This is a genomic window from Janthinobacterium sp. SUN137, from assembly GCF_030587265.1.
Lineage (GTDB): Bacteria > Pseudomonadota > Gammaproteobacteria > Burkholderiales > Burkholderiaceae_D > Janthinobacterium > Janthinobacterium kumbetense.
In genome coordinates this window covers 332,001-356,829 of sequence record NZ_JAPWHZ010000003.1, presented here as the reverse complement: position 1 = coordinate 356,829, position 24,829 = coordinate 332,001, and the positions used below count along the sequence as shown (strand labels likewise).

The window sequence follows — 24,829 nt, the reverse complement described above, 5'->3', positions numbered from 1 at the left end:
GTTCATCGCGCCTTGCGCTCGGCACGCGGCATCCTGTACGACGGCATCAGGCTGTCCGCGTTTATTCGCTTTCCTCGATCCTGCCGCCGCATTGCGTATAGCAGCTTCGGTAATCCGCCTCGCATTGCCACGTTGCAGAGTTGTTTGAGGAACAATATTGGCGTTTCTTCGAGCACAGTTCCCGGTCCGCATCTGTTTTCGCCACGGCCAGGCAGAGGGAAACGGTACTGACGTTGCGCATCTCGCAAGCTTGCGCCTGGGCCGCGGCAACTTGTTCCTTGCCGGCTATGCATATTTGCCGATTGGTCCCGCAACTCGTCACGCATTGACGCCCCGCATCGGAGTCCGGGGGAATAAAGCGATAGCTTGTGCAGCCCGCCAAGGTGATGGCGAAACAAATCGCGGCGGCAAGGCGGAACAGGAAGGAATTGTGGAATTGCAAGGTACGCATGGTCGAAAAGGGCTTTCCCGTGTAAATGAATTGGCTTGAATATCGTGAATATTGATATTCTGACAGGCGATCATTTCAAGAACAACGGGCTGCAATAATTGTTACATCTTGGCTTGCAGCGGTTTTACAGTTCGATGGGTGCCACCTCGGTGCCGATATCGGGCGCCGCGTAATGCATGCTGAAATACACGAAGGCGCCGATATTGAGGGCAACCGTGATCCAGAACAGGATGCGGAACGAGCGCTTGCTGGACTTGTGGCGCAGCCATTGCTGGGCCAGCACGGCGCCCGGCCAGCCGCACAGCAGCCCCAGCAGCAGCAGGGTGCGTTCCGAGGTGCGCCAGCGGCCCCCTTTGGCGGCCGATTTGTCGATCGCATAGGCAACGAAACAGCTCAGGCTCAGCACGCCATACACGAGGGCAACCAGGGCGGGGATGTGAAAAAAGAACGTGGCCAGCAAATACAGGACGACAAAGAACAGGATGACAAGGTAGGGCATAGGGTGTGTTTGCTTGAACGGAGGGCGTGAGTATCCCACAAGGGGAGCGATGCCGCGTCTAAAACAAGCAGCCTTGCGCCGTATCGACGGGCACGGCGCGGCGGCGGGCGTGACCCGTTTTCAGCGCTTCGCGGTCGCTGGACAGGGCGATGCCTTCCAGCGCCAGCAGGGTTTCCTTGGCATGCAGGCCGCCCGCAAAGCCCGTCAACTCGCCCGTGGCGCCGATGACCCTGTGGCAGGGGGCGATGATGGAAATGGGATTCTTGCCGTTGGCGGCGCCCACGGCGCGCACGGCGGCGGGACGGCCGATCTGGCGTGCGATCTCGCCATAGCTGCGCGTCTGGCCATACGGTATCGTCAGCAGTGCGCGCCACACTTCCTGCTGGAAAGGCGTGCCGGCGAAATCGAGCGGCACGTCAAAACGCTGGCGCGTGCCGGCGAAATATTCCGCCAGCTGGCGCGCTGTTTCCTGCAGCACGGCGCAACCGTCATCGACGCGCATCGCGCCCAGGCGCACGCGGTTGGGCTTGTCATTTTCCCACAGGATGGCGGCCAGGGCCGTCCCGCGCGCCACCAGCGTCAGCTCGCCCACGGGCGAGGGCACCACGATGCAGTCGTATTCCATGTTGGTTCCTTGATCAGAGAGCGCCAGTGTAGCAGGATGGCGGCAGGCCGCGTATCGCGTGTAGGATAGTGCTTTTCGGCAAGGAGCACTGGCTGTGACAGACATTTCAACCTATGACGCTATCCGCGCGATCGCCGTGCGGCTGGTGCGTGAACGCTATCCCACGGCCGTGGCGGCCATCATCGGCGGTTCGTTCGCCACGGGCCGGCAGACGCCCACTTCCGACATCGACTTGCTGCTGCTGTTCGACCACGTCGATTGCGCCTGGCGCGACACCCTCTTGGCCGAAGGGCGCACGGTGGAACTGTTCGCGCACGACATGGCCACGTTCACGTATTTTTGCAAGGAAATCGATGCGCCGGGCGGCAAGGTGCCGCTGGTGATGATGGTGGTGGAAGGAGAAAACATCCTTGCACCCGGAGCGCAGCACGCGCAGCTGCTGGCGTTGGCGCAAGCCATCGTCGCAGCCGGGCCGCCCTTGCTCGACGTGGAAAACCTGCAGCGGCGCCGCTACGCCATCACCACGGCGCTGGAAGACCTGGTCGACAGCGCGCACCCGGGCGAGGCGCTAGCCGTGGCTTGCCAGCTGTACGAAGCGCTGGCCGACCTGCATTTGCGCGCGGCGGGCGTATGGAGCGGCGGCGGCAAGCATCTGTTCCGCCGCCTGCAGGCGTTCGACGCCGCCGTCGCCGGGCAGCTGGACGGCGCGCTGCGCCTGGTCGCCAGCGACTTGCCGGCCGGCCAGCATGCGTTCGGGCAGGTGGCCGCCGCCGTGCTGGCGCCCGTGGGCGGTCCTTTGCTCGAAGGCTTCACTTTGCCCGCGCCCGCGCACTGGCGCAGCGCGCCGGCAGCCTGATGCACTGCGTCCCGCTTAAAATGCCGTGCGCACGGCCAGGCTGATGTTGCGCGGTTCGCCCCAGAACACGCCGTCGAAGAAGCCCACGTTGCGGTAGTACTTTTTGTCGAGCAAGTTATTCACGTTCAGCTGCACGCTGGCATGGCGGTTGATGGCATAGCTGGCCATGGCGTTGACCAGCGCATAACCGGCTTGCGGGATGTTCGTCATCTCGCTTGACGGCGGACGGCCGTACCACGATTCGCTGTAGGTGGCGCTTTGCGCCGTCATGCTGGCGCCCGCTTTCAGCCCTGCCAGGCGGCCGTCGAAACGGTAGCTGGTGGCCAGGCGCAACAAATGGCGCGGCTGCGTGGTGGCGGCGCGGCGGCCATCGGCCTCGGCCGCGTGCAGATAGGTATAGCCGCCGCTCGCTTCCCAGGCGGGCGTTAACTGGCCGGAAACGTCGAATTCGACGCCCTTGGCCGTCACGCCGGCGCCGTTGGCCACCATGGCCTGGCCGCCGTCGGGCAGCAAAAAGCCGGGCGGCACGGAACGGTCGAGTTCCGCCAGGTTCTTTTTCTTCGTGTGGAACAGGGCGGCCGACGCATTCAGCTTGCCTTCATAGAATTCCCCCTTGACGCCCAGCTCGGCATTGTCGCCCGTTTCCGGCGCCAGGAACTGGTTGTTGCGGTCCTTGCTCGTTTGCGGGTTGAACAGCTGCGTGAAGCTGGCGTAGGCCGAATATTGCTTGTTGATATCGAACACGGCGCCCACGTACGGCGTGACTTCATTGCGCGTTTCCACAAAGTCGCTGCTGCCCGTGTACACGCCTTGCGTGTTGTAGCTGCGCGTGTCCGTGCGATAGGTGCTGCTGCGCGCGCCGATGATCACGTGCAGCGGGTCGGCCAGGCTCAAACGCGTGGCCACATAGCCGCCCGCCAGGCGCGTCACGCTTTCCGTGTGCGAGCCATCCGGGGTGAACACGGGGCGGGGGATGTTGCCCGTCCAGCTGCGGTAATCGGGGACCAAAGGTTCATAGTCGATTTTCGCCTTGCCGCCGGGGGAGCGATCCTGGCCGTTATTGCCATTCCAGCCGATGATGGCCGTGTGCTTGCGTCCCAGCAAGGTAAATGGTCCGCTGGCGTAGACGTCGAAATTGTCGCTGTTCCTTTCTCCCGCACCCCGGGCGCCCGTCCACAGTTCCATGCCTTTACCCGTGGCGGGATCGGGATAACCTTTGCCCGCATACAGAACGGTGGTGCGGTTCGTGCTTTCCGTGCGCGCATAGCCGAGGTGCAGATTCCAGTTGCCCGGCAGGCGCTGGTCCACCGAGGTGAACACCGTGTGCTGCTTTTCGGCCCAGGTGCTCCATGGCGCCGTCCAGCTGGTGTTGCGCGGCAAATTCGCCAGGCTGCCGTCCGCGTTCCAGTAGGGCACGGCGCCCCAGGTGGCGCCCGTGGGCTGGTTGTCCTGGAAGTCGACGCCCGCCGTCAGCAGGGTGCCGGGACGCAGGTCCGCCTCGACGATGAGCATGCCGACCGTCTTGCGTTCGTGATACATGTCCAGGTAGGAGTCGCGTTTTTGCCAGGCCAGGGCCGTGCGCGCGCGCACGCTGCCCTGCGCGTTCAGCGGCGTGGACAGGTCGGCCTCGACGCGCTGATCATCCCAGCGGCCCATGATGAGGCCGGCGCTGGCCTGGAATTCCTTCGTCGGCCGCTTGCGTATCATGTTGATGGTGGCCGACGGGTCGCCCTTGCCGCCCATCAGACCGGTGGCGCCGCGCACGACCTCGATGCGGTCGTACAAAATCGTGTCTTGCAGCGGCGCATTGCCACCGCGCGCCATGCCGTCGATCTGGATATTGTTGATGCCGAAGCCGCGCGCATAAAAGGTCGTGCGCTCCGTGTCATTCTGGCCAACCTGGATGCCCGTCGTCTGCGCCAGCGCCTGGTCCAGGCGCACGGCGCCCAGGTCGTCGAGCAACTGGCGCGTGATGACGCTGACCGATTGCGGCGTTTCGCGCAGGGACAGGTCCATGCGCGTGGCGCTGCGCGCTTCGCCTGTCGTGTACGACTGCGTGCCTTCCGTGCCGGCCATCGACTGGCCCAGCACGGTGACGGCCGGCATGGTGACGTCGGCCGCGGCGGCGCCGGCGGCCTGGGCCGGCAAGACTGTGCCGGCGGCTAGGCTCAGCAGGGCGACGTGTAACAGGCGGGGGAGGGGGCGCAAGGCGGGCTGGCGCGAAGGAGGGAAGACTGTCGTTGATTGCATCATTTTCCTGGCATATTGTAGTTGTGTGTTTTCCTATCTCGTCTGGCGAGGTGCGCAGTAGCTGGGGGATGGCGTGACGCTGGCCCGTGGTCTGGCTTGGATAGCAGTTCCACCGCAAGGCCCGGCGCGTGCGGGCAGTGGAAAAGAAGGGCGCGCGATTCCCTCCACTTATGTGAATAAGAATCATTATCAATATAAGTTGTATTTGTTAAATAATCAAGCGTGCGCACCAAAAGAGTGCGACCAGGCCAAGGGCGGCGCATGGGCTGGCCTTCTGCGATAATGCAGGCGCTGATAAAATATTTTCCTCATTGAAAGAAATGCATGCGTACATGGATCGCTTGTGCCGGATGGTTGTGTGTCGTGTCGCTGGGCCAGGCCCAGGAGCACGCGCCGCCGGCTATCCCCGCGCCGCTGCAGAGCGCCAGCGTGCCGCCCGCCGCCGTCGCGCCACCGCCGCTCGTGCCGCCACCGCTCGTGCAGCCACCCCCTGCGCCAGCCACGCCCGTGGCGCCAGCGGCGCCGGCGGGCGCGGAGGAAACCTTGCCATCGCAAACGGTGACGGTCACCGCCAGCAGCGACGCCAAGGCGCCGCGCGTGCGCTTCACGGCTTACCGCGACAGTTATCTGACGGCCCGGAAAGTGTGGCAAGTGTCGAGCGGCAGCGTGGTCATGGCCCTGCGCCTGATTCCGGCCAAGCTGAGCGCCACCATCGACGACGTGCGCGTGGCCTTGCAAGGCAATGGCGCGCCCATGCCGATCAAGGTGTCCGACGGCGGCGTGTTCGTCGTGCCGCTCAACGAAGACATCGCCGCGCAGGACGGTACTTTCCTGGTGAATAAGAGCAGGGGCGAGTTGACGGCGAATATCGTGCTCCAGCCGTCCGTGGCGCGCGATGCCTGGAACGTCAAGCGCGTGGGGCAGGTCTTGCAGGACGCCCGGCGCGCCGTGCGGGCCATTACGCCGTGGTACAAGCGGCCGTTCGCCAGCGACGTGCAATCGCTGGCGTTTTGCGCTGCCGAGCGGGGCAGCGCGCTGCAACTGGTCGAAGGCGAGCAGCTGATCGCCACCCTGCCCATGAACGAGGCCGCCGTCAACGACATCAACCAGCCCGTGTTTTGCAAGATTTTCGATGGCGAAGACAAATACCCGGGCCACTACCGCGTCGTCTTGCCCGAGCAAGCCACGGTGCTGCTGCTGTAGAAGCTAGCTAGGCTGGCGCTGCACCAGCTCCAGCGCCGCCGCCAGGGCCAGGTCCATCGTGGCCTGGTGAAAGATCAGCCATTGCGGCAACAGCGACAGCGCATGGCGCCCCTGTTCCAGGTCGCCTTCATCGACGGCGGCCCAGGCATGGTGCAGACCGCTGAGCACGCGCGCATGCTGTTCGCGGTGGTTGGCCAGCGAGGGAAAGGCGATCTGCTCCATCAAATCCTCTTCCTCGCGGAAATCGCGTTCGACGGCCGCGATCAGCTCGCGAAACGCCATGCTGAAATGCTGGTCGCCCAACTGCTGCAGCCGCGCCAGTTCCTGAAACAGCGCCTCATGCGCCTCGTCGATGACGGGAACGCCCAGCGCCATCTCATCCTTCCAATCCGATTTACCCATGCTGATGCTCCAGGTTAAGTCCGTCACGGTGCGAAGCGGACTGTTCCAGTTTGGGCGCAGCAAAGGTGGAAATCCATGATCTGGATCAAAAGTACTGCGAAGAGGGGGAGCAAATCAAGGCAAAAATAAATGGGAGGAGAGAACAAATCCCCATCCGCAAAACAAAGCGGTTTTAACGATGCAATCCACTACCGAGCGCCGCTGAAAAACGCCGCTGGCAAGGCGTCTTTGACGCAGACAGTACGCGAGTACGGCAAGTCAAAGCAACGCAGTCAGCGGTGTTTTCTCAGCCGCGCGTATTGCTATTGCTTGGGCCAGTGGGCCCACATGCCTTGCGCATCAACATTCGGCACCTGCAACTGCTGCCCGGCGGACGTCTGCATCGCGTCGCGCAGCACGAGGGGTACGAGCAGCAAGGCCGACAGGGCAAGGCAAGCCAGCACTTTGAGCGTCAACATGGTCGTCTCCCGGTGTCCCGGCGGCGGCGCGGGGATGCGGCGCCTGCCGGTCACTTCCTTATGTACTACCATGCTTGCAGTTTAGTTCATCTGATTGAAACTTCAATTTATTGCTGTGATGCACCGCACCAGTTCGCCCGTTGCCAGGAGCTTATTTCGCCTTGCGGCTGCGCCGCGGCTTGCCTGTCGGGGGCAGGAAGGAATCGAACCACACTTGCGTCAATTGCCGCGTATTTTTCGCCGCTTCGCGCTTGACGGCGGCCGTCGCATGGCCGCGCGCCGTGTTGGCGATGCGGTTGGCGGCGCTCAGGTACATGCTCATCCAGGGGTTTTTCATGGGAAGCCTCGCAGACAGTGAGTGGGGCGGCGCGGGTTTATCGCCCTGCCGCCATGCCCTCACTGTAGTCCGATGATTGGCGCCGACCGTGCGCCGGCCCACATAGCCGGGCGGCGCCGGCGATGGCTTGAGCCAGGTCAATACACGTCGCGGCGGTAGCGTCCGGCCGCCAGCAAGGCGTCGAGTCCCTCCTGGCCCAGCAATTCTTGCAGCACAGCATCGATTCCTGCCGCCATGCCTTGCAGGCTGCCGCACACGTAGACGATGGCCCCTTGCGCCAGCCAGTCGCGCAGCGTCCCGGCGTTGGCGCGCAGGCGGTCTTGCACGTATTCACGCTTGCCGGCATCGGCGCCATCGCGCGAAAAGACGCGGTCCAGGCGCGCCAGGTGGCCAGCGCCCAGCCAGCCTTGCAACTCTGTGCCGCAGACGCTGTCAAAAGCTTGCTGGCGCTCGCCGAACAGCAGCCAGTTGCGGGCCAGTCCCGCCCGCTGGCGCGCGCGCAAGTGCGAGCGCAGGCCGGCCAGGCCGGAACCGTTGCCGATATAAATGCAGGGCACGTCGACCAGGGCGGGGGCGAAGGCCGGATTGGCTTGCAGGCGCAGGCGGATGGTGGCGTCCAGCGGGGCGAAGCGGGTCAGCCAGCCGGAGCCGAGGCCATGGCCTTGATTTTCCTCGCCCGCATGGCGTTCCTGGCGTACCAGCAACTGCAGTTCGCCATCGGACGGCAGCGAGGCGATCGAGTAGCTGCGCGGCGCGTGATGGGCATTGCTGGCATCACCATCGCTGCCGTCTGCATTGCAGGGAATGATTTCCGCCAGCGCGCCCGCTTCCCAGCTGGCGCCGGCCGGGCCCGTCAAGGTGATTTCATGCAGTTCGCCGCTCTGGCTGCCCGGGTTGAGCAGCACGCGGCGCGCCAGGCGCCACTCGGCATATGACGCTTCTTCCTGCACGCCGATGGCGTCGATGGCGCTGCCGCTGCAGCGGGCCAGCGCTGTGGACCAGTCGGCCAGGGCGGCGGGGTCGTGCTTGTCCACTTCGATCAGGGGGAACAGGGGCGTGGCGCCCAGCGTTTGCAATTGTTGCGCCAGCGCATGGCCAAAGCCGCAGAAGGCGCTGTAATGGCGGTCGCCCAGGGCCAGCATGCCGAATTCCAGGCCCGCCAGCGGCGTGCCGGAGGTTTGCTGCAGCAGGCGCGCGAAGCGGCGCGTGCCGTCCGGCGCCTCGCCTTCGCCAAAGGTGCTGGCGACGATCAGGGCCCGTTCGTACTGGCGCAATTGCGCGGGATCGAACTGGTCCAGCGATTGCACGTCGACGGCCACGCCCGCCTGCTGCAGGGCGCGCGCGCTTTCCAGGGCCAGGCGCTCGGCCTGCCCTGACTGGCTGGCGTAGGCCACCAGGGTGGGCAAGCCCGTGTCCGTCTTACCCGGCGCGCCGGCGCCCAGCATGGCGCGCTGCGCCTGCACGGCGCGTTTCGCCTTGCGGCGGCCCAGGTACAGCATCCAGCCCGTGATGGCGAACAGGGGCAGGCCCAGGCTGGCCAGGGTGACGATGATGCGGCCCGGCAAGCCAAAATACGTGCCCATGTGCAGCGGATAAATGATGTTGACGAGTCGCGCACCCAGCGCTTGCTGGCTGTACGGTTCGTTTTCCGTCACTGCGCCGTCGGCCGCTGCAATGCTCATGCGGCTGCGCGCCCGCTCGTGCGGCGCGTCGCTGGCCAGCCACGTGAATTGCACGGCTTCGCCGGCGCGTGTCGGCAGGCGCACGCTGGCCAGGGTCCAGCCGGCCGCGTGCTGCTGGAAGCTGCTCCAGGCCGGACCGAGGTCGACGGCCGGCGCTTCTTTCTTTTCCCTGGGCTGGCCTTGCTTGCCCGGCGCTTGCGCCACGCGGGGCGGCTTGCCGGCCCAGGCGTCGATATTGTCGCGCACCACGTCATAGCTCCAGTAAATGCCCGTCAGGGTCAGCGCCACGTAGACCACCAGGCACCACGTGCCGGCCACGGCGTGCAGGTTCCACAGGAAGGAGCGGCCTTTTAATGCAGGGTCGAAGGTCAGCCAGGTGCGCCAGTCCAGCGGACGGCGGGGCCAGCGCAGATACAGGCCGGACAGGGCCAGTCCCAGCAGGCACAGGGCCAGCGCGCCCGCCACTTGCCGGCCCGGATCGCGGGGCAGCAGCAGCCAGCGGTGCAGCGATTCCGTCCACTCGAAAAAGCCCGCCCCCGTCAGTGCCGGCTGGGTGGCGCCCGTGTAGGGGTGGACATAAATGGACTCGCCGCGCCGCTGGCCATTCTTCGGCGCGAAGAAGACGCGTGGCGCCGCGCCCGCTTCGGCATACATGGTGATGGAGGCGACGCGCTGGCCATGTTCGTCAGCGGCAATGTTGCTCAGCTGGCCAGGCGTCAGCGGCGCGCGCGTCTCCACGGCGACATGGCGCACGCCGGGGTTCATGACATCGAGCAATTCATCCTTGAACGCCAGGGTAGCGCCGCTCAGGCCGATGATCACCAGCACCGTGCCGGCCGTGATGCCGATGAACCAGTGCAATTGAAACCACACCTGCTTCCAGCTCCAGTGCCAGCGCCGTTGCGGCGGGTTGGCGGCAGGCTGGTGTTGCTGTTGGCGGGTCTCCGGCGCCTCGTCGGCGCTGGCGCGCAACTGGGGTTGTGGAAGGGAGGAGGTCGTCATGGCGGCTTTCGATGGCGCCGCCATGCAGAGGCGTCAGGCATGGCGGGGAAGAAGGAAGGCTGACATTTTAACGCAAACGAGAATCATTCGCAAATGATGAAGCATTGGCACTGTTGCGCAAAATGCCCGCGCCAGGCCAGGATGATGCTTTTGATAATTTACATCGTCGTGAAATTGTGTGAAAATGAAAATCATTCTCATTCGTGATGCAATGCTGACCCACTTGACCGGCAAGTATGGCAGCCCCTTTGTTTGTTTGCCCGTGTCCACCATTTCTCCCTCCCTCGATACCTTTAGCGACCTGTACGCCAGCCACCATGGCTGGCTGTATAACTGGCTGTGGCGCAAGCTCGGTTGCCGCGACGGTGCGGCCGACCTGGCGCAGGACACCTTCGTGCGCATGCTGGCGACGCAATCGGCGGACAGCCTGCGCGAGCCGCGCGCCTACCTGAGCACGGTGGCCAATGGCTTGCTGGTCAACCACTGGCGCCGCCTGACCCTGGAACGCACGTTCCTGGCGGCCCTGGCTAGCCATCCCGAAATGACGGCGCCGTCGCCGGAAGAGCGGGCCCTCGTGGTCGAAGCCCTGTGCCGCATCGATGCCATGCTCGATACCCTGTCGCCGCGCGCGCGCCAGGCCTTCCTGCTGGCGCAGCTCGACGGCCTGACGTATGCGCAGATCGCCGGCCAGCTGGACGTATCCGAACGCATGGTGAAAAAATACATGGCGCAAGCCATGCTGCAATGCATGCTGTGCATGGATGATGCCGCCTAAGCCAGGCGCCGCCATGCCGCCGGCCGACTACGCCATCCTGCAGGAAGCGGCCGAATGGTTCGCCGTGCTGCGCGGGGACGATGCCGGTCCTGCCGACCAGCAAGCCTGGGAGCGCTGGCATGCCAGCTCGCCTGCCCACCGCGCCGCCTGGCGCAGGGTGGAAGCTGTCAGCGCCGAATTTCGCCAGGTGCCGGCGGAACCGGCGCGCCAGGCGCTCGACGCCGCAGGCCCGCGCCAGAGCGACGCCGCGCGCCGCAGCCTGGTCAAGGGCTTGCTGGCGCTGTGCCTGACTGCCGGCACGGGCGGCGCCGCGCTGCTGCGGCGCGATACGCGCAGCTGGGTTGCCAGCCTGCATGCGGGCGAAAAAACGCCGGTCGGCACCATCCGCCAGCTGGCGCTGGCCGACGGTTCGCAACTGTGGCTGAACACGGCAACTGCCCTCGACATCGATTACAGCGACACGCTGCGCCGCATCGCCCTGCATGGCGGCGAAATCTATCTCGCCTCCGCGCGCGACAGCCGCCAGCCGGCGCGCCCGCTCGTGGTCGACACCGTGCACGGCCGCCTGCGCGCGCTGGGCACGCGTTTCAGCGTGCAGCCGCAGGGCGATGCCACCTTGCTGGCCGTCTACGAGGGCAGCGTCGAGGTGGCGCCCCGCGATGGCGGCGTGCCGCGCATCGTGCCGGCCGGCCAGCAGGTGCGCTTCGGCGACGGTTTCATCGGCGAGCCATACGCCGCCGACCCGAACGGGGCCGCGTGGATCGAGTACCGCCTGCAGCCGGAACAGATGCGGCTCGATGATTTCCTCGCGCAACTGTCGCGCTACCGGCGCGGCCACCTGGGCTGCGCGCCCGAAGTGGCCCACCTGCGCCTGGTGGGCAGCTACCCGCTGGCCGATACGGACCGCATCCTGGCGGCGCTGGAAGCGACCTTGCCTGTGAAAATACATCGCCTGCATGACTGGTGGGTGACGGTGGAAGCCCAGCTGCCGCAGTCAAAATAGTAAATGAGAATATTTCTCAAAAAGTAGTTCCCTTTTTGAAAAGTTGTTTGGCAAGGTAGAAGTAAGCTGCTCAACATCAATAAGGAATGCCGTGCCGCCGTACCCTGTCTCCCTGCCGTTTGCCCGCCGTCTGCTGCCGCTGTCCCTGGCCGCGGCGTTGCTGGCCGTGCCTGTCATGCATGCGATGGCAGCAGCGGCGGAAGAGACCGTGCACAGCTTCCGCATCGCCGCCGCGCCCCTGGGCCAGGCCCTGCGCCAGTTCGCGGGCCAGGCGGGCATCTTGCTGTCGGCCGAAGGCGGCTTGACGCAGGGCAAACGCAGCGCCGGCTTGAACGCCACCGTGGCCACGGGCCAGGGCTTGCAGCAATTGCTGGCAGGAACGGGCCTCGTGGCCGTGCAGTTGCCGGACGGAAGTTACATCGTGCGCCTGGCCCCGACGCCCCTGCGCGCCGACCTGGACGGGGAGGGCGCCGGCTTGCAAGTGCTGGCGCCCGTCACCGTGCAGGGCAGCGGCGACGATGGCTACCGCCGTACCAGTTCTTCCGCCGCCAGCCGCAACGACACGGCCCTGCATGACACGCCGCAGGCCGTCAGCGTGGTGAGCCGCGAATTGATACGCGACCAGGACATGCGCACCCTGGCCGACGCCATGCGCTACATGCCGGGCGTGGGCACGGCCGCAGGCGAGGGCAACCGCGATACGGCCGTGCTGCGCGGCAACAGCTCGACCTCGGATTTCTATCTGGACGGCATGCGCGACGACGTGCAGTACTACCGCGATTTCTACAATATCGAAGCGGTCGAGGCCATCAAGGGGCCGAACGCCCTGGTCTTCGGCCATGGCGGCGGCGGTGGCGTGATCAACCGGGCCACCAAGCAGCCGCAGTGGGTCAATGGCGGCGAAGCAACGCTGAGCCTGGGCGCCTGGCGCAACGGGCGCGCCGCCATCGATCTGCAACAGGTCGTGAAAGGCGACGTGGCCGTGCGCGTCAACGCCATGGCGGAAAACAGCGGCTCGTTTCGCCAGGGCGTCAAGGTGCGCCGCAGCGCCGTCAACCCCGTCGTGGCCTGGCGCCTGTCGCCGCGCACCACCGTGCAAGCCAGCTATGAACACTTCCGCGACGACCGCGTGACGGACCGGGGCGTGCCTTCGTACCGGGGCCGGCCGTTCGACACGGACCCGTCCACGTTTTTCGGCATCGCCGGCAGCAGCCCGTCGTGGGCCTACATCGACGCGCTGGGCGTGACCATCGAGCATGCGTTCGCCGGCGGTGCGGTCTTGCGCAACCGCACGCGCCTGGCCGATTACGACAAGCTGTACCAGAATGCCTTTCCCGGCCCCGTCAGCGCGGACGGCGCCAGCGTGACGGTGCTGGCGTACAACAGCGCCACCTTGCGGCGCAACCTGTTCAACCAGACTGACGTGGAGTGGACGGTAAGCAGCGGCGCCGTGCGGCACCGCCTGACGGCGGGCGGGGAACTGGGCCGCCAGACGACGGACAATCTGCGCAACACCGGCTATTTCACGACCCTGGGCGAGGGCGTCACGCACATCAGCCTGCCCACTTCGCACCCCGTGACGGACTTGCCCGTGACCTTCCGCCCCAGCGCCACGGATGCCGACAACCATGGCGTGGCCGACACGGCCGCCCTGTACCTGCAGGACCAGGTCCGTTTCAGCCCGCAATGGCAGGCGATTGCCGGCCTGCGCTACGAGCGCTTCGCCGTCGATTTCGTCAACCGCCGCAATGGCGCGCGCATCGCCCGCACGGATGCGCCGTGGTCGCCGCGCGCGGCCCTGATCTATCAGCCCGTGCCCGCGCTGTCGCTGTATGCCAGCGTCAGCCAATCGTTCTTGCCGCGCGCGGGCGAACAGCTGGCGTCATTGACGCCCAGCAATGCCGTGTTTGAACCTGAACGTTTTCGCAATGTGGAAGCGGGCGTGAAATGGGAAGCCACGCCGGACCTGTCGGCCAGCGCGGCCCTGTACCGTTTGACGCGCAGCAAGGTCGCCGTCACCGACCCGAATGACGCCACGCGGGCCATGCTGGTCGATGGCCAGCGCAGCGAGGGGCTGGAACTGGAAGTGAAAGGCAAGGTCCAACCCGGGTGGAGCATCGCGGGCGGCTATGCCTGGCAGCGGGCCGTGCTGACGGCCACGCAATCGGCCACGGCATTCGAGGGGGCCACGGTGGCCCATGTGCCCCGGCACAGCCTGTCGCTGTGGAACCGCTACGATTTTTCGCCGGCCTGGGGTGCGGCGCTGGGCATCATTGCCCGCAGCGCCGTGTATGCGTCCGTGTCGAATACGGTGGCGCTGCCGGGATTTGCCCGCGTCGATGGCGCCGTCTACTTCAAGCCGCAAGGGGCATTCCAACTGCAGCTGAATGTGGAAAACCTGTTCAACAGAAAATATTTTGCCTCCGCCCACAGCAACGACAACATCGCGCCCGGCTCGCCCCGGGCGTTGCGCATGACGGCGCTGTGGCGGTTCTAGTTTTGTCGTACCCAAGCAATCAACGAGCCAGCCAGGCGCCACGGCGCAGTAGCCAGCCATAATTTAATCCATCCGATAGAGTGAAAGATAGCGATGACATTGAAAGACCAAGCGGGCGCCGCCAAGCCGGCAGCCCTCATCCGCAGCCGCAAGCACCACACCACTTCCGCGCCACGCATGCATGGCACGGCCCTGGCCGCGTTTGCCACCCTGGCCATGCCGCTGGCGCTGCACGCGCAAACGGTGGACAAGCCGCAGCAGTTGCAGGAAGTCAAGGTCGTGGGCACGGCTGACCGCCTGATCCAGGCGCCCGTCAAATCGGCCAACGACAAGCTGACGGCGCCGCTGCTGGACACGCCGAAATCCGTCACCGTGATTCCTGCCGAAATCATTTCGCAAACGGGCGCCGTCTCGCTGACGGATGCGCTGCGCACCGTGCCGGGCATCACCATCGGCGCCGGCGAAGGCGGCAACCCTGTGGGCGACAACCTGTTTATCCGCGGCTATAACGCGCAAACGGATACGTATATCGACGGCATCCGCGACACGGGTTCCCAATCGCGTGAAATCTTTGCGCTGGAACAAATCGAAGTCGTCAAGGGCCCGAACTCGGCCTACGGTGGACGTTCGTCCGCGGGCGGCGGCGTCAACCTGATCAGCAAGACGCCGAAAGTCGACAATTTCACCAACGCCACCGTGGGCCTGGGCAGCGCCAAGTACCGCCGCGCCACGGCCGACGTGAACCGCGTCATCAGCGACGACGTGGCCGTGCGCCTGAATGTGATGGCGCATGACGCCCACGTGGCCGGCCGCGACTACATCAATGGCGACCGCTGGGGCATCGCGCCATCGATCACCTTCGGCCTGAAATCGGCCACGCAGGCGACCCTCAGCTACTACCACATGCAGTCGAGCGAATTGCCGGACACCGGCTTGCCGTTCAACAACCCGTTCTCGTCGGGCGCGAATGTATCGAAAAACGGCAACGGCACCCCCGTCAACGTGCCGCGCGACACCTTCTATGGCTTGCTCAACCGCGATTTCCGCGACACGCAAAGCGATATCGGCACCATCGACGTGCGCCACGACTTCGGCAACAAGTTGATTTTGCGCAACGTGACCCGTTACGGCAAGACCAGCAATGACTACGTGTGGACCCAGCCCGACGATTCCAAGGGCAACACCATGTTGTACGGCACCGTCTGGCGCCGCGCCAACACGCGCACGACCGATACGGACGCGCTGGCCAATGCGACCAGCCTGGGCGGCGAATTCCTGGCCGGCGGCGTGAAGCACACCTACACGGTGGGCCTGGAAATCGGCCGCGAGGAAACGGATCGCAGCTCCTATATATTCAGCCCGGGGGCGAACAACCCGCTGGAAAAAGTCGGTTCCAACTGCCCGACCTATGGCGCGGCCACCCTGTACAACTGCGCACCGTTGCTCAACCCGAACGCCAACGACCCGTGGGTCTACACGCGCACGGTGTCGCCGGCACGCACGAATATCGTCACCAACACGCGTTCCGTGTACGGCTTCGACACCATCGAGTTCACGCCGCAATGGCTGCTCAACGTGGGTATCCGCTGGGATGACTACAAGAGTTCGCTGAACACGCCGCAATACACGCTCGACGGCAAGACCACCGCCGCCACCAGCGCCAAGGTGCACGCCACCTTCGCCAGCTACCAGGCGGGTCTGGTGTACAAGCCATCGACCAACAGCAGCGTGTATGTTTCCTACGGCACCTCGTCCACGCCACCGGGCAATGACGGCGGCGACGGCATCGACGGCTTGACGGTCGCCATCCAGAACCTGAAGCCGCAGGAAAGCAAGAGCTTCGAGCTGGGCACGAAATGGGAAGTGCTGCCGGGTGGCCGCCTGTCCGTGAGCGGCGCCTATTTCCAGAGCGACATGAGCAATGCGCGTGTGACGGCACCGGACGGCACCACGCAAAACGTGGGCGACAAGCAAGTCAAGGGTATCGAGCTGGGCGTGAGCGGCAATATCACCAAGGAATGGTCGGTGTTCGGCGGCTACACGCACCTGAACGCCATCGTGGAAAACAATGGCTACGTCAATACGGGCACGACGGCGGTACCCGTGTATGCACCGTCGCCATACAACGGCAACCAGTTCCCGACGACGCCGAAAAACAGCGCCTCGCTGTGGACGTCCTACCTGGTCACGCCCGCCATCACGGTGGGCGGCGGCGTGAACTACGTCGACAAGGTCTACGCGAACGTGGCCAACAACAAGTTTGCCCCGGCCTACACGCGTTTCGACGCCATGGCCAGCTATGTGGTCAACCGCAACGTGACCCTGCAGCTGAACATCCAGAACCTGACGAACAAGCTGTACTTCGACAAGGTTTCCTCGCCGCATTACGCTGGCGTGGCACCGGGCCGCTCGGCAACCCTGACGGCCAACATGAAGTTCTGATGGTTGCCGGTTTGAGGTAGCGCAAGGCGCCGTTCCAGTAGTCGGGAACGGCGCTTTTTTTCATTTCCCGGTTCCCTTTTGCGCTTCTCGCTTGGCAATGTCAGTAGAGCAGAACGCACAAGCGGAGAATCCCATGCAAGACATTCAATACCAGGACGATGGCCGCGTGTTCGAGCGCTTGCGCGCCGTGCGCCTGCGCCCGACCAGCGCGCGCATCTGCATCTTGCAAGTGCTGGCCGGTACGCAGCGGCAAGCGATGAATGCGGAAAGCATTTATCAGCAACTGCTGCACATCGGCATTGCTGTCAGCCTGGGCACGATTTACCGCGTGCTCAAGGAAATGGAACTGGCCGGCTTGCTGCTGCGCGAGCGCGAGGCTAGCGCCAGCGGCAACAAGGCGCGTTACTTGATCAAGCCCGACCAGGTGGAAACGGACAGCTGCTACCTCGTGTGCCGCGTGTGCGAACGCAGCGTGCTGGTGCAGGATGCGCCGCTGGTGGAGCAGCTGCGCCAGGCGGCGCTGGCGCACGGCATGGACATCGGCGCCAACGTGATTTCCGTGCAGATGCGCTGCAGCCAGTGCGCCGGGGAAGCGCAAGCAGGGCGGGGCAAGCCCCTGCGGGCCGCCTGACGGCGCCGCCTTTTGATGCGGCGCAACATTGCTGTAAGGCCATCCGCCGCCTCGCCGCGCGCATTAGGCGCTACAATAGGGAATCTCTTTATTCTCCCTGACTCGTCTTCTGCTGCCATGACCACTTCCACACCGAATCTCGTCGTCACCCCATCCGCCCACCCCCTGTCCGACGCCGAACGCGCCGCGCGCATGGTCAATCCCGCCTTCGGCCGCATCTTCACCGACCACATGGTGGTGATTCCTTACCGCGACGGCAAATGGCAGCAGGGCGAACTGAAGGCTTACGGCCCGCTGATGCTGGACCCGTCCGCGTCGTCGCTGCACTACGGCCAGGCCATCTTCGAAGGCTATAAGGCGTTCGCGCAGCCCGATGGCAGCATCAAGACTTTCCGTCCGGAACAAAACGCGGAACGCTTCAACCGCAGCGCCGCGCGCCTGGCCATGCCGGCCATCCCTGTCGAGCTGTTCCTGGAAGCGGGCGACGCGCTGATTGCGCAAGACCGCAACTGGGTGCCGAAGAACACGGGCGAGAGCCTGTACATGCGTCCGCTGATGATCGCCACCGATCCTTACCTGGGCGTGCGTCCTTCGGAAGAATACCTGTTCGTGCTGTTCGCCTCGCCGGCCGGCGCCTATTTCCCGAAAGGCGTGAAACCCGTCACCGTGTGGATCAGCGAAGACTTCGTGCGCGCCGCGCCGGGCGGCACGGGTGAAGCCAAGTGCGCGGGCAACTACGCGGCCAGCCTGATGGCCCAGTCGCAAGCGCAAGAGAAGGGCTGCGACCAGGTCGTCTGGCTGGACGCCGTGCACCGCGAATTCATCGAAGAAATGGGCGGCATGAACTTGTTCTTTGTCTACCAGGATGGCGAGAAAGTCACCGTCGTGACGCCGGAATTGACGGGCACCTTGCTGCCAGGCATCACCCGCCGCAGCCTGCTGGAAATGGCGAAAGACCTTGGCTATGCGACGGAAGAGCGTAAATTGTCTGTCCAGCAATGGCGCGACGACATCGCCTCGGGCCGCATGACCGAAGTGTTCGCCTGCGGCACGGCCGCCGTCATCACCCCGGTGGGCGTGGCCAAGGCCAATGGCTTTGAAATGACCATCAACAACAATGAAAACGGCGCCGTCACGCTGGCCCTGCGCGAAGCGCTGCTGGGCTTGCAGCATGGCACGGCGGCTGATACGCATGGCTGGATGCACAAGGTTTGTTAATCAGTTTGTTTGATTGATACCGCGCCGGCACTCAGTTGCCGGCGTTTTATATTCTGAAAGGGAAACCCGATGCAATTGAGAACTGTCTTGCCCGCGCTGGCCGCCGTGTTCATCAGCCTGTCTGCCGGCGCCGTCCACGCGGCCGACGCCAGCTGCGCCATTCCCCGCAACGTCAGCTACTACGATTACGACGTCAAGCCGTCGGACGAGAAAAACACGTGCTACAAGCAAAGCACCAACGTGCCCACCGATTACTTCATGCTGGCGCTGTCGTGGTCGCCAGGATTTTGCGACAGCCAGCGCCGCCGTGGCGCCGTGTCGAAGAAGGCTGCCTTCCAGTGCGCCGATAGCAATCACTTCGGCTGGATCGTGCATGGCCTGTGGGCGCAGTCGAACAACCCGGCCAGCTGCGACGACATTTCCGTGACGCCGCCGCGCAAGACGGAACTGCACCCGCGTTACTGCAAGGGCAATTTGCCGAAGCTGGCGCCGTCCGAGATCCTGCCCTATATGTGCATGCAGCCGGGCGAAGCCTTGCTGCAGGGCGAATGGGAAAAGCATGGCGCCTGCGATTTCGATACGGCCAAGCAGTATTTCGAGAAGGAACGCGAGCTGTTCCAGGCCTTGAAGTTGCCGGACTCCAGCATGCCCAAGAATGAGTTGTTCCAGTGGATGAAGCAGCATAATCCGCAATTGAAGGGCCGCTGGCTCGGCTATGAAAAGCATTCGGGCGAGTTGCGCATCTGCTACTCGAAAGATTTCAAGGTCATCGATTGCCAGAAGTAAGCTGGCCTGTCCTGCAGGTTTCTTACATACATGTTAGTGTATTGGCCGGATCAGCAAGATGAACAGGTAGTGTATGCAGCAGTCTATGCGGCAGCAAACGCAAGCCGTGATGGTGGGCGAGGACGGCTTGCCGCCCGGCGCCCGTGTATGGGCCATGCTGGCGCTGGCCATCGGCGTGGGCATGGCTTCGCTCGATACGGCGATCGCCAACACGGCCTTGCCGGCCATCGCCGGCGAGCTGCACACGACGCCGGCCGCTTCCGTCTGGATCGTCAACGTGTATCAGCTGGCCATGGTGGCGACCCTGCTGCCGTTTTCCGCGCTGGGTGAAATCGCCGGCTACCGGCGCGTGTTTATCTCCGGCATGTTCCTGTTTACGTTGGCTTCGCTCGCGTGCGCGCTGGCCTGGTCCTTGCCGTCGCTGGTGGTGGCGCGTTTGTTCCAGGGCGTCGGCGCCAGCGCCATGATGAGCGTCAATACGGCGCTGCTGCGCGCCCTGTACCCTAAACACTTGCTGGGCCGCGCGTTCGGCAACAATGCGCTGGTGGTGGCCGTCGCGTTCGCCATCGGGCCCACGGCCGCCTCCTTGATCCTGGCGACGGCCTCGTGGCCGTGGCTGTTCGCCATCAACGTGCCGCTCGGCGTGGCCGGCTTCTTCCTCGCCAGCCGCATGCTGCCGGCCACCAAGTTGTCCGGGCATACCCTCGATGCGCGCACGGCGCTGTACAACGTGGGCGCCTTCGGCTTGCTGATCCTGTTGTTTGGCGACGCGGCCCATCACGCGGCGCTGTCGACCTTGCTGCCGGAACTGGTGGCGGTGGTGGTGTTCTTTGTTTTGCTGCTGCGCCGCCAGGCGGGGCATGCGGCGCCCATGCTGCCGATCGACCTGTTCCGCCGTCCCCTTTTTTTGCTGTCGTCGCTGACGGCCATCTGCACGTTTGCCGCGCAGGGGCTGGCCTTCGTCTCGCTGCCGTTTTACTTTGAAGTCACCCTGGGCCGTTCACCCGTCGAGACGGGCTTCCTGATGACGCCATGGGCCGTGCTGGTGGCCGTGATGGCACCCGTGGCCGGGCGCCTGAGCGACCGCTATTCGCCGGGCGTGCTGGGTGGCATCGGCCTGGCGGCGCTGGCGGGCGGCTTGCTGACCCTGGTGTGGATACCGGCCCACCCGAGCGTGTTCGACATCGGCTGGCGCATGGCCCTGTGCGGCATCGGTTTCGGTTTCTTCCAGGCGCCCAATCTGAAAGCCATCATGGGCAGCGCGCCGCCCGAGCGGGCTGGCGGCGCCAGCGGCGTGGTGGCCACGTCGCGTCTGATCGGCCAGGCCACCGGCGCGGCGCTGGTCGCCTACTGCTTCACGGTCTCGGCCAGCCGGGGCACGACGTATGCGCTGTGCCTGGCGGCAGGTTTCGCCGCCGTGGCCAGCATCGCCAGCTTTTCACGCCTGGTGGTGCCGCAGCCGGCGTGGCTGTCCGGCAAGGGCAGCTAAGCGCCTAGACGTCGATGGCCTTGTCCGACTGCATGCGCTTGCGCAGTTCGAACTTCTGGATCTTGCCCGTCGACGTGCGGGGCAGGGGACCGAAGTAGATCGCTTTCGGCACCTTGAAGCCCGCCAGGTTGTTCTTGCAAAAGGCGATCAATTCCGCTTCCGTCACCGTGCCGCCCTCGCGCAGTTCGACGAACGCGCACGGCGTTTCGCCCCATTTTTCGTCCGGCTGGGCAATGACGGCGGCGGCCAGCACTTGCGGGTGGTGGTACAGCGCATCTTCCACTTCTACGCTGGAAATGTTTTCGCCGCCCGAGATGATGATGTCCTTGCTGCGGTCCTTCAGTTTGATATAGCCGTCCGGATACATCACCCCGAGGTCGCCCGTGTGGAACCAGCCGCCCGCAAACGCTTCCTGCGTCGCCTTTTCATTCTTTAGGTAACCCTTCATGCAGATGTTGCCACGGAACATGATCTCGCCGATCTGTTCGCCGTCGGCCGCCACGGGCTGCATGGTTTCCGGGTCCAGCACGGCCACGGCGCTTTGCAGGTGGTAGCGCACGCCCTGGCGCGATTTCAAGACGGCCCGTTCTTCCTGCGACAGGGCCGCCCACTCATCCTGCTCGGCGCAGATGGCGGCCGGGCCGTACACTTCCGTCAAGCCATACGAGTGGATCAAGTCAAAGCCCATCGCTTCGATCTTCGCCACCATGGCCGCTGGCGGCGGCGCACCGGCCACCATGCCGCGCACGGTCCAGGCTATGCCTTCGCGCCAGCTGGCGGGCGCGTTGGCCAGGGCCGCGTGCACGATGGGCGCCGCGCAATAGTGGGTGATGCGCAATTCGCGCATCAGGTCGAACACGAGTTTCGGCTCGAACTTGCGCAGGCACACGTTCACGCCCGCGCGGGCGGCCACCGTCCACGGGAAGCACCAGCCGTTGCAGTGGAACATGGGCAAGGTCCACAGGTAGACGGCATGCTTGGGCATGTCCCATTCCAGGATGTTCGACAGGGCATTCAGGGCCGCGCCCCGGTGGTGGTAGACCACGCCTTTCGGGTCGCCCGTGGTGCCGGACGTGTAGTTGAGGGCGATGGCGTCCCATTCATCGGCGGGCGGCTGCCAGTCGTATTCGGGGTCGCCGCTGGCCAGCAAGGCTTCATAGTCGAGCTCTGCAAAGGGCTCCACTTCGGGTCCCAGCACGTCATTGACCTGGATCACGCGCAAGCCGGGAATCTGCGCCGCCATCTGGCGCGCCAGCTCGGCAAACTCCGTGTCGGCCAGCAAGACTTTCGCCTGGCCATGGCGCAGCATGAAGGTCAGGGAAGCCAGGTCGAGGCGGATATTGAGGGCATTGAGGACGGCGCCCGCCATGGGCACGCCAAAGCTCGCTTCCACCATGGCGGGCGTGTTCGGCAGCATCACGGCCACCGTGTCGCCCGTGCCCACGCCCAGCTTGACGAGGCCGGATGCCAGGCGGCGCGTGCGCGCATACGTTTCGCGCCACGTTTGGCGCACGCTGCCATGTGCAATTGCCAGGCGATTGCCATATACTGCGGCTGCCCTGGCGATATAGTCGAGCGGGGTGAGGGCGGCGTAGTTGGCGCTGTTTTTGCCGAGGCCGGTGTTGAAATCAGGTGTCATGTTTGTCTCCTGGTAAATAATCCTGGTACTGCAATTCTGCAGCTCCCTGTTTCGGGATTGATAGGGGCCAGCATAGCACCGGCGCTTGAAAATCACTGTCATCTTAGTGACAGGTTTGAAGGATGGAATGGATAGCAACGATAGTGTAGACCGTGTGGTGCCCGAACTCGACAGCCACGACTGGTTCGCGGCCCTCGATGTCCGGCACCAGGCCCTGTTGCGTGCCGACAGCACGGTCCGGCATTACGAGGCGGGCGCCTTCATCACGCGGCGCGGCGAACCGTCGGCGCACTGGATAGGCGTGCACACGGGCTTGATCAAGCTGGCCGTCTACAACGCCGATGGACGCGGCGCCACGTTTTCCGGCGTGCCGGCGGGCGGCTGGTGCGGCGAGGGCAGCGTGCTCAAGCGTGAACTGCGCCGCTACGACGTGGTGGCCGTGCGCGCATCGACCATCATCCTCGTGCCCGTGGACCTGTTTCATCTGCTGCTGGCCGAAAGCCTGTCCTTCAATGCCTTCGTGATCCGCCAGCTGAACGAACGCATGGGGCAATTCATCGCCACCATCCAGAACCAGCGCCTGCTGGCCGTCGACGCGCAAGTGGCGCAAGCGATCGCGCAACTGTTCCACCCCATGTTATATCCGCGCACCTCCAGCGTGCTTGAGCTGTCGCAGGAAGAAATCGGCTTGCTGACCGGCATTTCCCGCCAGCGGGTGAACCAGGCGCTGGGCCATCTGGCCGAACTCAAGCTGATCAGCATTGCCTACCAGGCCATCCGCGTCGTCGACCTCGACGGCCTGCGCCGCTACGGCGTGGCGTCGCTGTGATGACAGACGGCGTGTGCGATGTGTGGCATGCTGGCGGCTCGTTCATTACATTGACCTGACGCATGGCCCTCGTTTCCGATCATCCCTTGCACCTGCTGGGCTTGCGCTTTCCGCTGCGGCTGCGCGTCACCGTGCGCCAGGGCTTTGTCACCTTGCATAATGAAATCGCCACCAAGAAGCTGGCCAGCGGCGACAGCTTCGTCGTGCCCGCCTTCCTGCGCTTTGCCTGCGACGTGATGCCGGGGCGGGGCAAGCCGGCCGTGTTCACCCTGGCGCTGGAGGGCGACGAGGCGCAGGGCGGCCACGGCGGCGGCAAGCGCTGGAGCCAGGCGCTGGCGCAGCACATCTTCGATACGCCGCAAGGCAAGTGGACGGCGGCGCGCCTGGCGGCCCTGTGGCAAGTGACGCCGCACAAGGCCAGGGCGCGCCTGTTTGCCGAGGGCGAGGCACTGCTCAGTCTGGTGCGCGAACAGCGCCTGGCGCACGCGCTGCATACGGCGGCGCAGGCGGAGGCCGACGACGGGCACGGCGGGCGCGACCTGGCGCAAGTGGCGGCCGGTTCCGGCTTTGCCTCGATCCCCGCGTTTTGCGACGCCTGCGTGGACGTGGCGGGCGTGCGTCCCAGCCTGTTCCTGCGCGGCCAGGCGCCCGGATAGCCAGACTCCGTTATAATCGGGGCCATGGGATCATTATTGAAGCGCAAACAGTGGCATATGTGGTTCGCCTGCCTGGCGATACTGCTCAATGCGCTGTCGCCATCCCTGTCGTATGCGTTTGCCTCGCTGCACGCCAACGCGAACAATGCCGCCGTCGAGATCTGCTCGGCCAGCGGCGCCGTCTACACGCAAGCGGACCTGGCGCCGGCAGCCAAGTCCACCACCGATTCCGTGCTGCACCACATCGAACATTGCCCGTTCTGCATGAGCCATGCGGGCAGCGTGGGCTTGCCGCCATCGTCGTCATCGACGCTGCCCGTCATCACGGGCCACGACCTGTATCCGCCCCTGTTTTACCAGGCGCCGCGGGCTCCGTTCGCGTGGCTGGCCGCCAGCCCGCGCGGCCCCCCTGCGGCTGCCTGAACGCTGCCGTCACGCTTTCCACGTCTTAACTGTATCCACTACGCCCATCGGGCCAGAATGCCATGAAACGTCGTCTTTTCCTTCTCGCCGGCACGGCGGGATTGCTCACGCTTGCCGCTTGCGAACAAGCGCCCAAACCCCATTACAACGGTCTCGACTTGACGGGAGGCGATTACAAGCCCGACTTCAAATTGAGCGGCCCCGACGGCAAGGTCTACACCCTGGCCGACTTCAAGGGCAAGTATGTGATGGTCTTCTTTGGCTTCACGCAATGCCCGGACGTGTGCCCGACAGCCCTGTCGCGCGCGCTGGAAATCCGCCAGAAACTGGGGCCGGACGCCAACAAGCTGCAAGTGATCTTCATCAGCATCGATCCCGAGCGCGATACGCCCGAGTTGCTGGGCGAATACATGCGCGCCTTCGACCCCAGCTTCCTCGGCCTGCGCACGGACCCGCAGGCGACGGCGCAGACGGCCTTCAACTACAAGGTCTTCTACCGCCGCGTGCCCAGCGGCAGCTCGTACACGATGGACCACACGGCCATCAGCTATGTGCTCGATAACGAGGGGCGCATGCGCCTGGGCTTGAAACACCAGTTGACGGGCGACGAGTGCGTGCAGGACATCAAGACCCTGATGAAATCGAAATACACCTTGTAACTCTCACGAAAGGAATC

General features: G+C 64.7%; 23 protein-coding genes. 14 read left to right on the top strand and 9 right to left on the bottom strand.

Annotated features, from left to right (window positions below; translation table 11 throughout):
- Nucleotides 1–61 precede the first annotated feature (61 nt).
- The 3 genes from O3298_RS16525 to O3298_RS16515 all read right to left on the bottom strand — a co-directional run bounded on the left by O3298_RS16525 (nucleotide 62) and on the right by O3298_RS16515 (nucleotide 1,575).
- The gene (locus tag O3298_RS16525) at nucleotides 62–451 is read right to left on the bottom strand and encodes a hypothetical protein (protein ID WP_289905478.1); all 390 of its coding nucleotides are present in this window, start codon (nucleotides 449–451) and stop codon (nucleotides 62–64) included.
- A 124-nt stretch (nucleotides 452–575) separates the two neighbouring features.
- A complete protein-coding gene (locus O3298_RS16520; RefSeq protein WP_099664481.1) occupies nucleotides 576–950 on the bottom strand; it encodes a DUF1294 domain-containing protein in 375 nt (124 codons plus the stop codon).
- A gap of 58 nt (nucleotides 951–1,008) precedes the next feature.
- Complete coding sequence (locus O3298_RS16515; protein ID WP_289905476.1) at nucleotides 1,009–1,575, bottom strand: methylated-DNA--[protein]-cysteine S-methyltransferase; 567 nt, start codon at nucleotides 1,573–1,575, stop codon at nucleotides 1,009–1,011.
- A gap of 94 nt (nucleotides 1,576–1,669) precedes the next feature.
- Here O3298_RS16515 and O3298_RS16510 point away from each other — a divergent pair, with 94 nt between their 5' ends.
- Entirely contained in the window at nucleotides 1,670–2,431 is a 762-nt protein-coding gene (locus O3298_RS16510; RefSeq protein WP_305060026.1) for a nucleotidyltransferase domain-containing protein, read from the top strand.
- Between the two features lie 15 nt (nucleotides 2,432–2,446).
- Here O3298_RS16510 and O3298_RS16505 read toward each other — a convergent pair whose 3' ends face one another.
- Nucleotides 2,447–4,681 (bottom strand): TonB-dependent siderophore receptor, encoded by a 2,235-nt coding sequence (locus O3298_RS16505; protein ID WP_305060025.1) that lies wholly within the window; start codon nucleotides 4,679–4,681, stop codon nucleotides 2,447–2,449.
- Between the two features lie 324 nt (nucleotides 4,682–5,005).
- Between O3298_RS16505 and O3298_RS16500 the strand changes: the two genes are divergently transcribed.
- The gene (locus O3298_RS16500; protein ID WP_305057201.1) at nucleotides 5,006–5,884 is read left to right on the top strand and encodes a hypothetical protein; all 879 of its coding nucleotides are present in this window, start codon (nucleotides 5,006–5,008) and stop codon (nucleotides 5,882–5,884) included.
- A 3-nt stretch (nucleotides 5,885–5,887) separates the two neighbouring features.
- Here O3298_RS16500 and O3298_RS16495 read toward each other — a convergent pair whose 3' ends face one another.
- The 4 genes from O3298_RS16495 to O3298_RS16480 all read right to left on the bottom strand — a co-directional run bounded on the left by O3298_RS16495 (nucleotide 5,888) and on the right by O3298_RS16480 (nucleotide 9,765).
- The gene (locus O3298_RS16495) at nucleotides 5,888–6,286 is read right to left on the bottom strand and encodes a bacteriohemerythrin (RefSeq protein WP_099664476.1); all 399 of its coding nucleotides are present in this window, start codon (nucleotides 6,284–6,286) and stop codon (nucleotides 5,888–5,890) included.
- Between the two features lie 302 nt (nucleotides 6,287–6,588).
- Nucleotides 6,589–6,744 (bottom strand): hypothetical protein, encoded by a 156-nt coding sequence (locus tag O3298_RS16490; RefSeq protein ID WP_180278567.1) that lies wholly within the window; start codon nucleotides 6,742–6,744, stop codon nucleotides 6,589–6,591.
- Nucleotides 6,745–6,895: 151 nt separating this feature from the next.
- Complete coding sequence (locus O3298_RS16485) at nucleotides 6,896–7,081, bottom strand: hypothetical protein (RefSeq protein ID WP_099402374.1); 186 nt, start codon at nucleotides 7,079–7,081, stop codon at nucleotides 6,896–6,898.
- 137 nt (nucleotides 7,082–7,218) lie between these two features.
- Nucleotides 7,219–9,765 carry a sulfite reductase flavoprotein subunit alpha gene (locus O3298_RS16480; RefSeq protein ID WP_305060024.1) on the bottom strand — a complete coding sequence of 849 codons (2,547 nt, stop codon included), beginning with the start codon at nucleotides 9,763–9,765 and terminating at the stop codon, nucleotides 7,219–7,221.
- Nucleotides 9,766–9,976: 211 nt separating this feature from the next.
- On the opposite strand from O3298_RS16480, the gene O3298_RS16475 reads away from it, so the two are divergent.
- The 8 genes from O3298_RS16475 to O3298_RS16440 all read left to right on the top strand — a co-directional run bounded on the left by O3298_RS16475 (nucleotide 9,977) and on the right by O3298_RS16440 (nucleotide 20,606).
- On the top strand, nucleotides 9,977–10,540 hold the full coding sequence (locus O3298_RS16475; RefSeq protein ID WP_305060023.1) for a sigma-70 family RNA polymerase sigma factor: 564 nt from the start codon (nucleotides 9,977–9,979) through the stop codon (nucleotides 10,538–10,540).
- The gene (locus O3298_RS16470; RefSeq protein WP_305060022.1) at nucleotides 10,527–11,543 is read left to right on the top strand and encodes a FecR domain-containing protein; all 1,017 of its coding nucleotides are present in this window, start codon (nucleotides 10,527–10,529) and stop codon (nucleotides 11,541–11,543) included. Before O3298_RS16475 ends, O3298_RS16470 begins: the two co-directional genes overlap by 14 nt.
- A gap of 91 nt (nucleotides 11,544–11,634) precedes the next feature.
- Nucleotides 11,635–14,040, top strand: a complete 2,406-nt coding sequence (locus O3298_RS16465; protein ID WP_289911540.1) for a TonB-dependent siderophore receptor — start codon at nucleotides 11,635–11,637, stop codon at nucleotides 14,038–14,040.
- 93 nt (nucleotides 14,041–14,133) lie between these two features.
- Nucleotides 14,134–16,482, top strand: a complete 2,349-nt coding sequence (locus tag O3298_RS16460) for a TonB-dependent siderophore receptor (protein ID WP_305060021.1) — start codon at nucleotides 14,134–14,136, stop codon at nucleotides 16,480–16,482.
- A 133-nt stretch (nucleotides 16,483–16,615) separates the two neighbouring features.
- Complete coding sequence (locus O3298_RS16455; protein ID WP_305060020.1) at nucleotides 16,616–17,113, top strand: Fur family transcriptional regulator; 498 nt, start codon at nucleotides 16,616–16,618, stop codon at nucleotides 17,111–17,113.
- A 117-nt stretch (nucleotides 17,114–17,230) separates the two neighbouring features.
- Nucleotides 17,231–18,331 (top strand): branched-chain amino acid aminotransferase, encoded by a 1,101-nt coding sequence (locus O3298_RS16450; protein ID WP_289911536.1) that lies wholly within the window; start codon nucleotides 17,231–17,233, stop codon nucleotides 18,329–18,331.
- Between the two features lie 69 nt (nucleotides 18,332–18,400).
- On the top strand, nucleotides 18,401–19,117 hold the full coding sequence (locus O3298_RS16445; protein WP_289915726.1) for a hypothetical protein: 717 nt from the start codon (nucleotides 18,401–18,403) through the stop codon (nucleotides 19,115–19,117).
- Between the two features lie 73 nt (nucleotides 19,118–19,190).
- Entirely contained in the window at nucleotides 19,191–20,606 is a 1,416-nt protein-coding gene (locus tag O3298_RS16440; RefSeq protein ID WP_305060019.1) for an MFS transporter, read from the top strand.
- Nucleotides 20,607–20,610: 4 nt separating this feature from the next.
- Here the strand turns inward: O3298_RS16440 and O3298_RS16435 are convergent, their stop codons facing one another.
- Complete coding sequence (locus O3298_RS16435; RefSeq protein WP_305060018.1) at nucleotides 20,611–22,245, bottom strand: acyl-CoA synthetase; 1,635 nt, start codon at nucleotides 22,243–22,245, stop codon at nucleotides 20,611–20,613.
- 127 nt (nucleotides 22,246–22,372) lie between these two features.
- On the opposite strand from O3298_RS16435, the gene O3298_RS16430 reads away from it, so the two are divergent.
- The 4 genes from O3298_RS16430 (at nucleotide 22,373) to O3298_RS16415 (ending at nucleotide 24,812) form a co-directional block, all read left to right on the top strand.
- On the top strand, nucleotides 22,373–23,074 hold the full coding sequence (locus O3298_RS16430; RefSeq protein WP_152283032.1) for a Crp/Fnr family transcriptional regulator: 702 nt from the start codon (nucleotides 22,373–22,375) through the stop codon (nucleotides 23,072–23,074).
- A 62-nt stretch (nucleotides 23,075–23,136) separates the two neighbouring features.
- Nucleotides 23,137–23,730 (top strand): AraC family transcriptional regulator, encoded by a 594-nt coding sequence (locus tag O3298_RS16425; RefSeq protein ID WP_305060017.1) that lies wholly within the window; start codon nucleotides 23,137–23,139, stop codon nucleotides 23,728–23,730.
- A 24-nt stretch (nucleotides 23,731–23,754) separates the two neighbouring features.
- The gene (locus O3298_RS16420; protein ID WP_305060016.1) at nucleotides 23,755–24,153 is read left to right on the top strand and encodes a DUF2946 domain-containing protein; all 399 of its coding nucleotides are present in this window, start codon (nucleotides 23,755–23,757) and stop codon (nucleotides 24,151–24,153) included.
- Nucleotides 24,154–24,215: 62 nt separating this feature from the next.
- Nucleotides 24,216–24,812, top strand: a complete 597-nt coding sequence (locus O3298_RS16415) for an SCO family protein (RefSeq protein WP_305060015.1) — start codon at nucleotides 24,216–24,218, stop codon at nucleotides 24,810–24,812.
- Nucleotides 24,813–24,829: the final 17 nt, after the last annotated feature.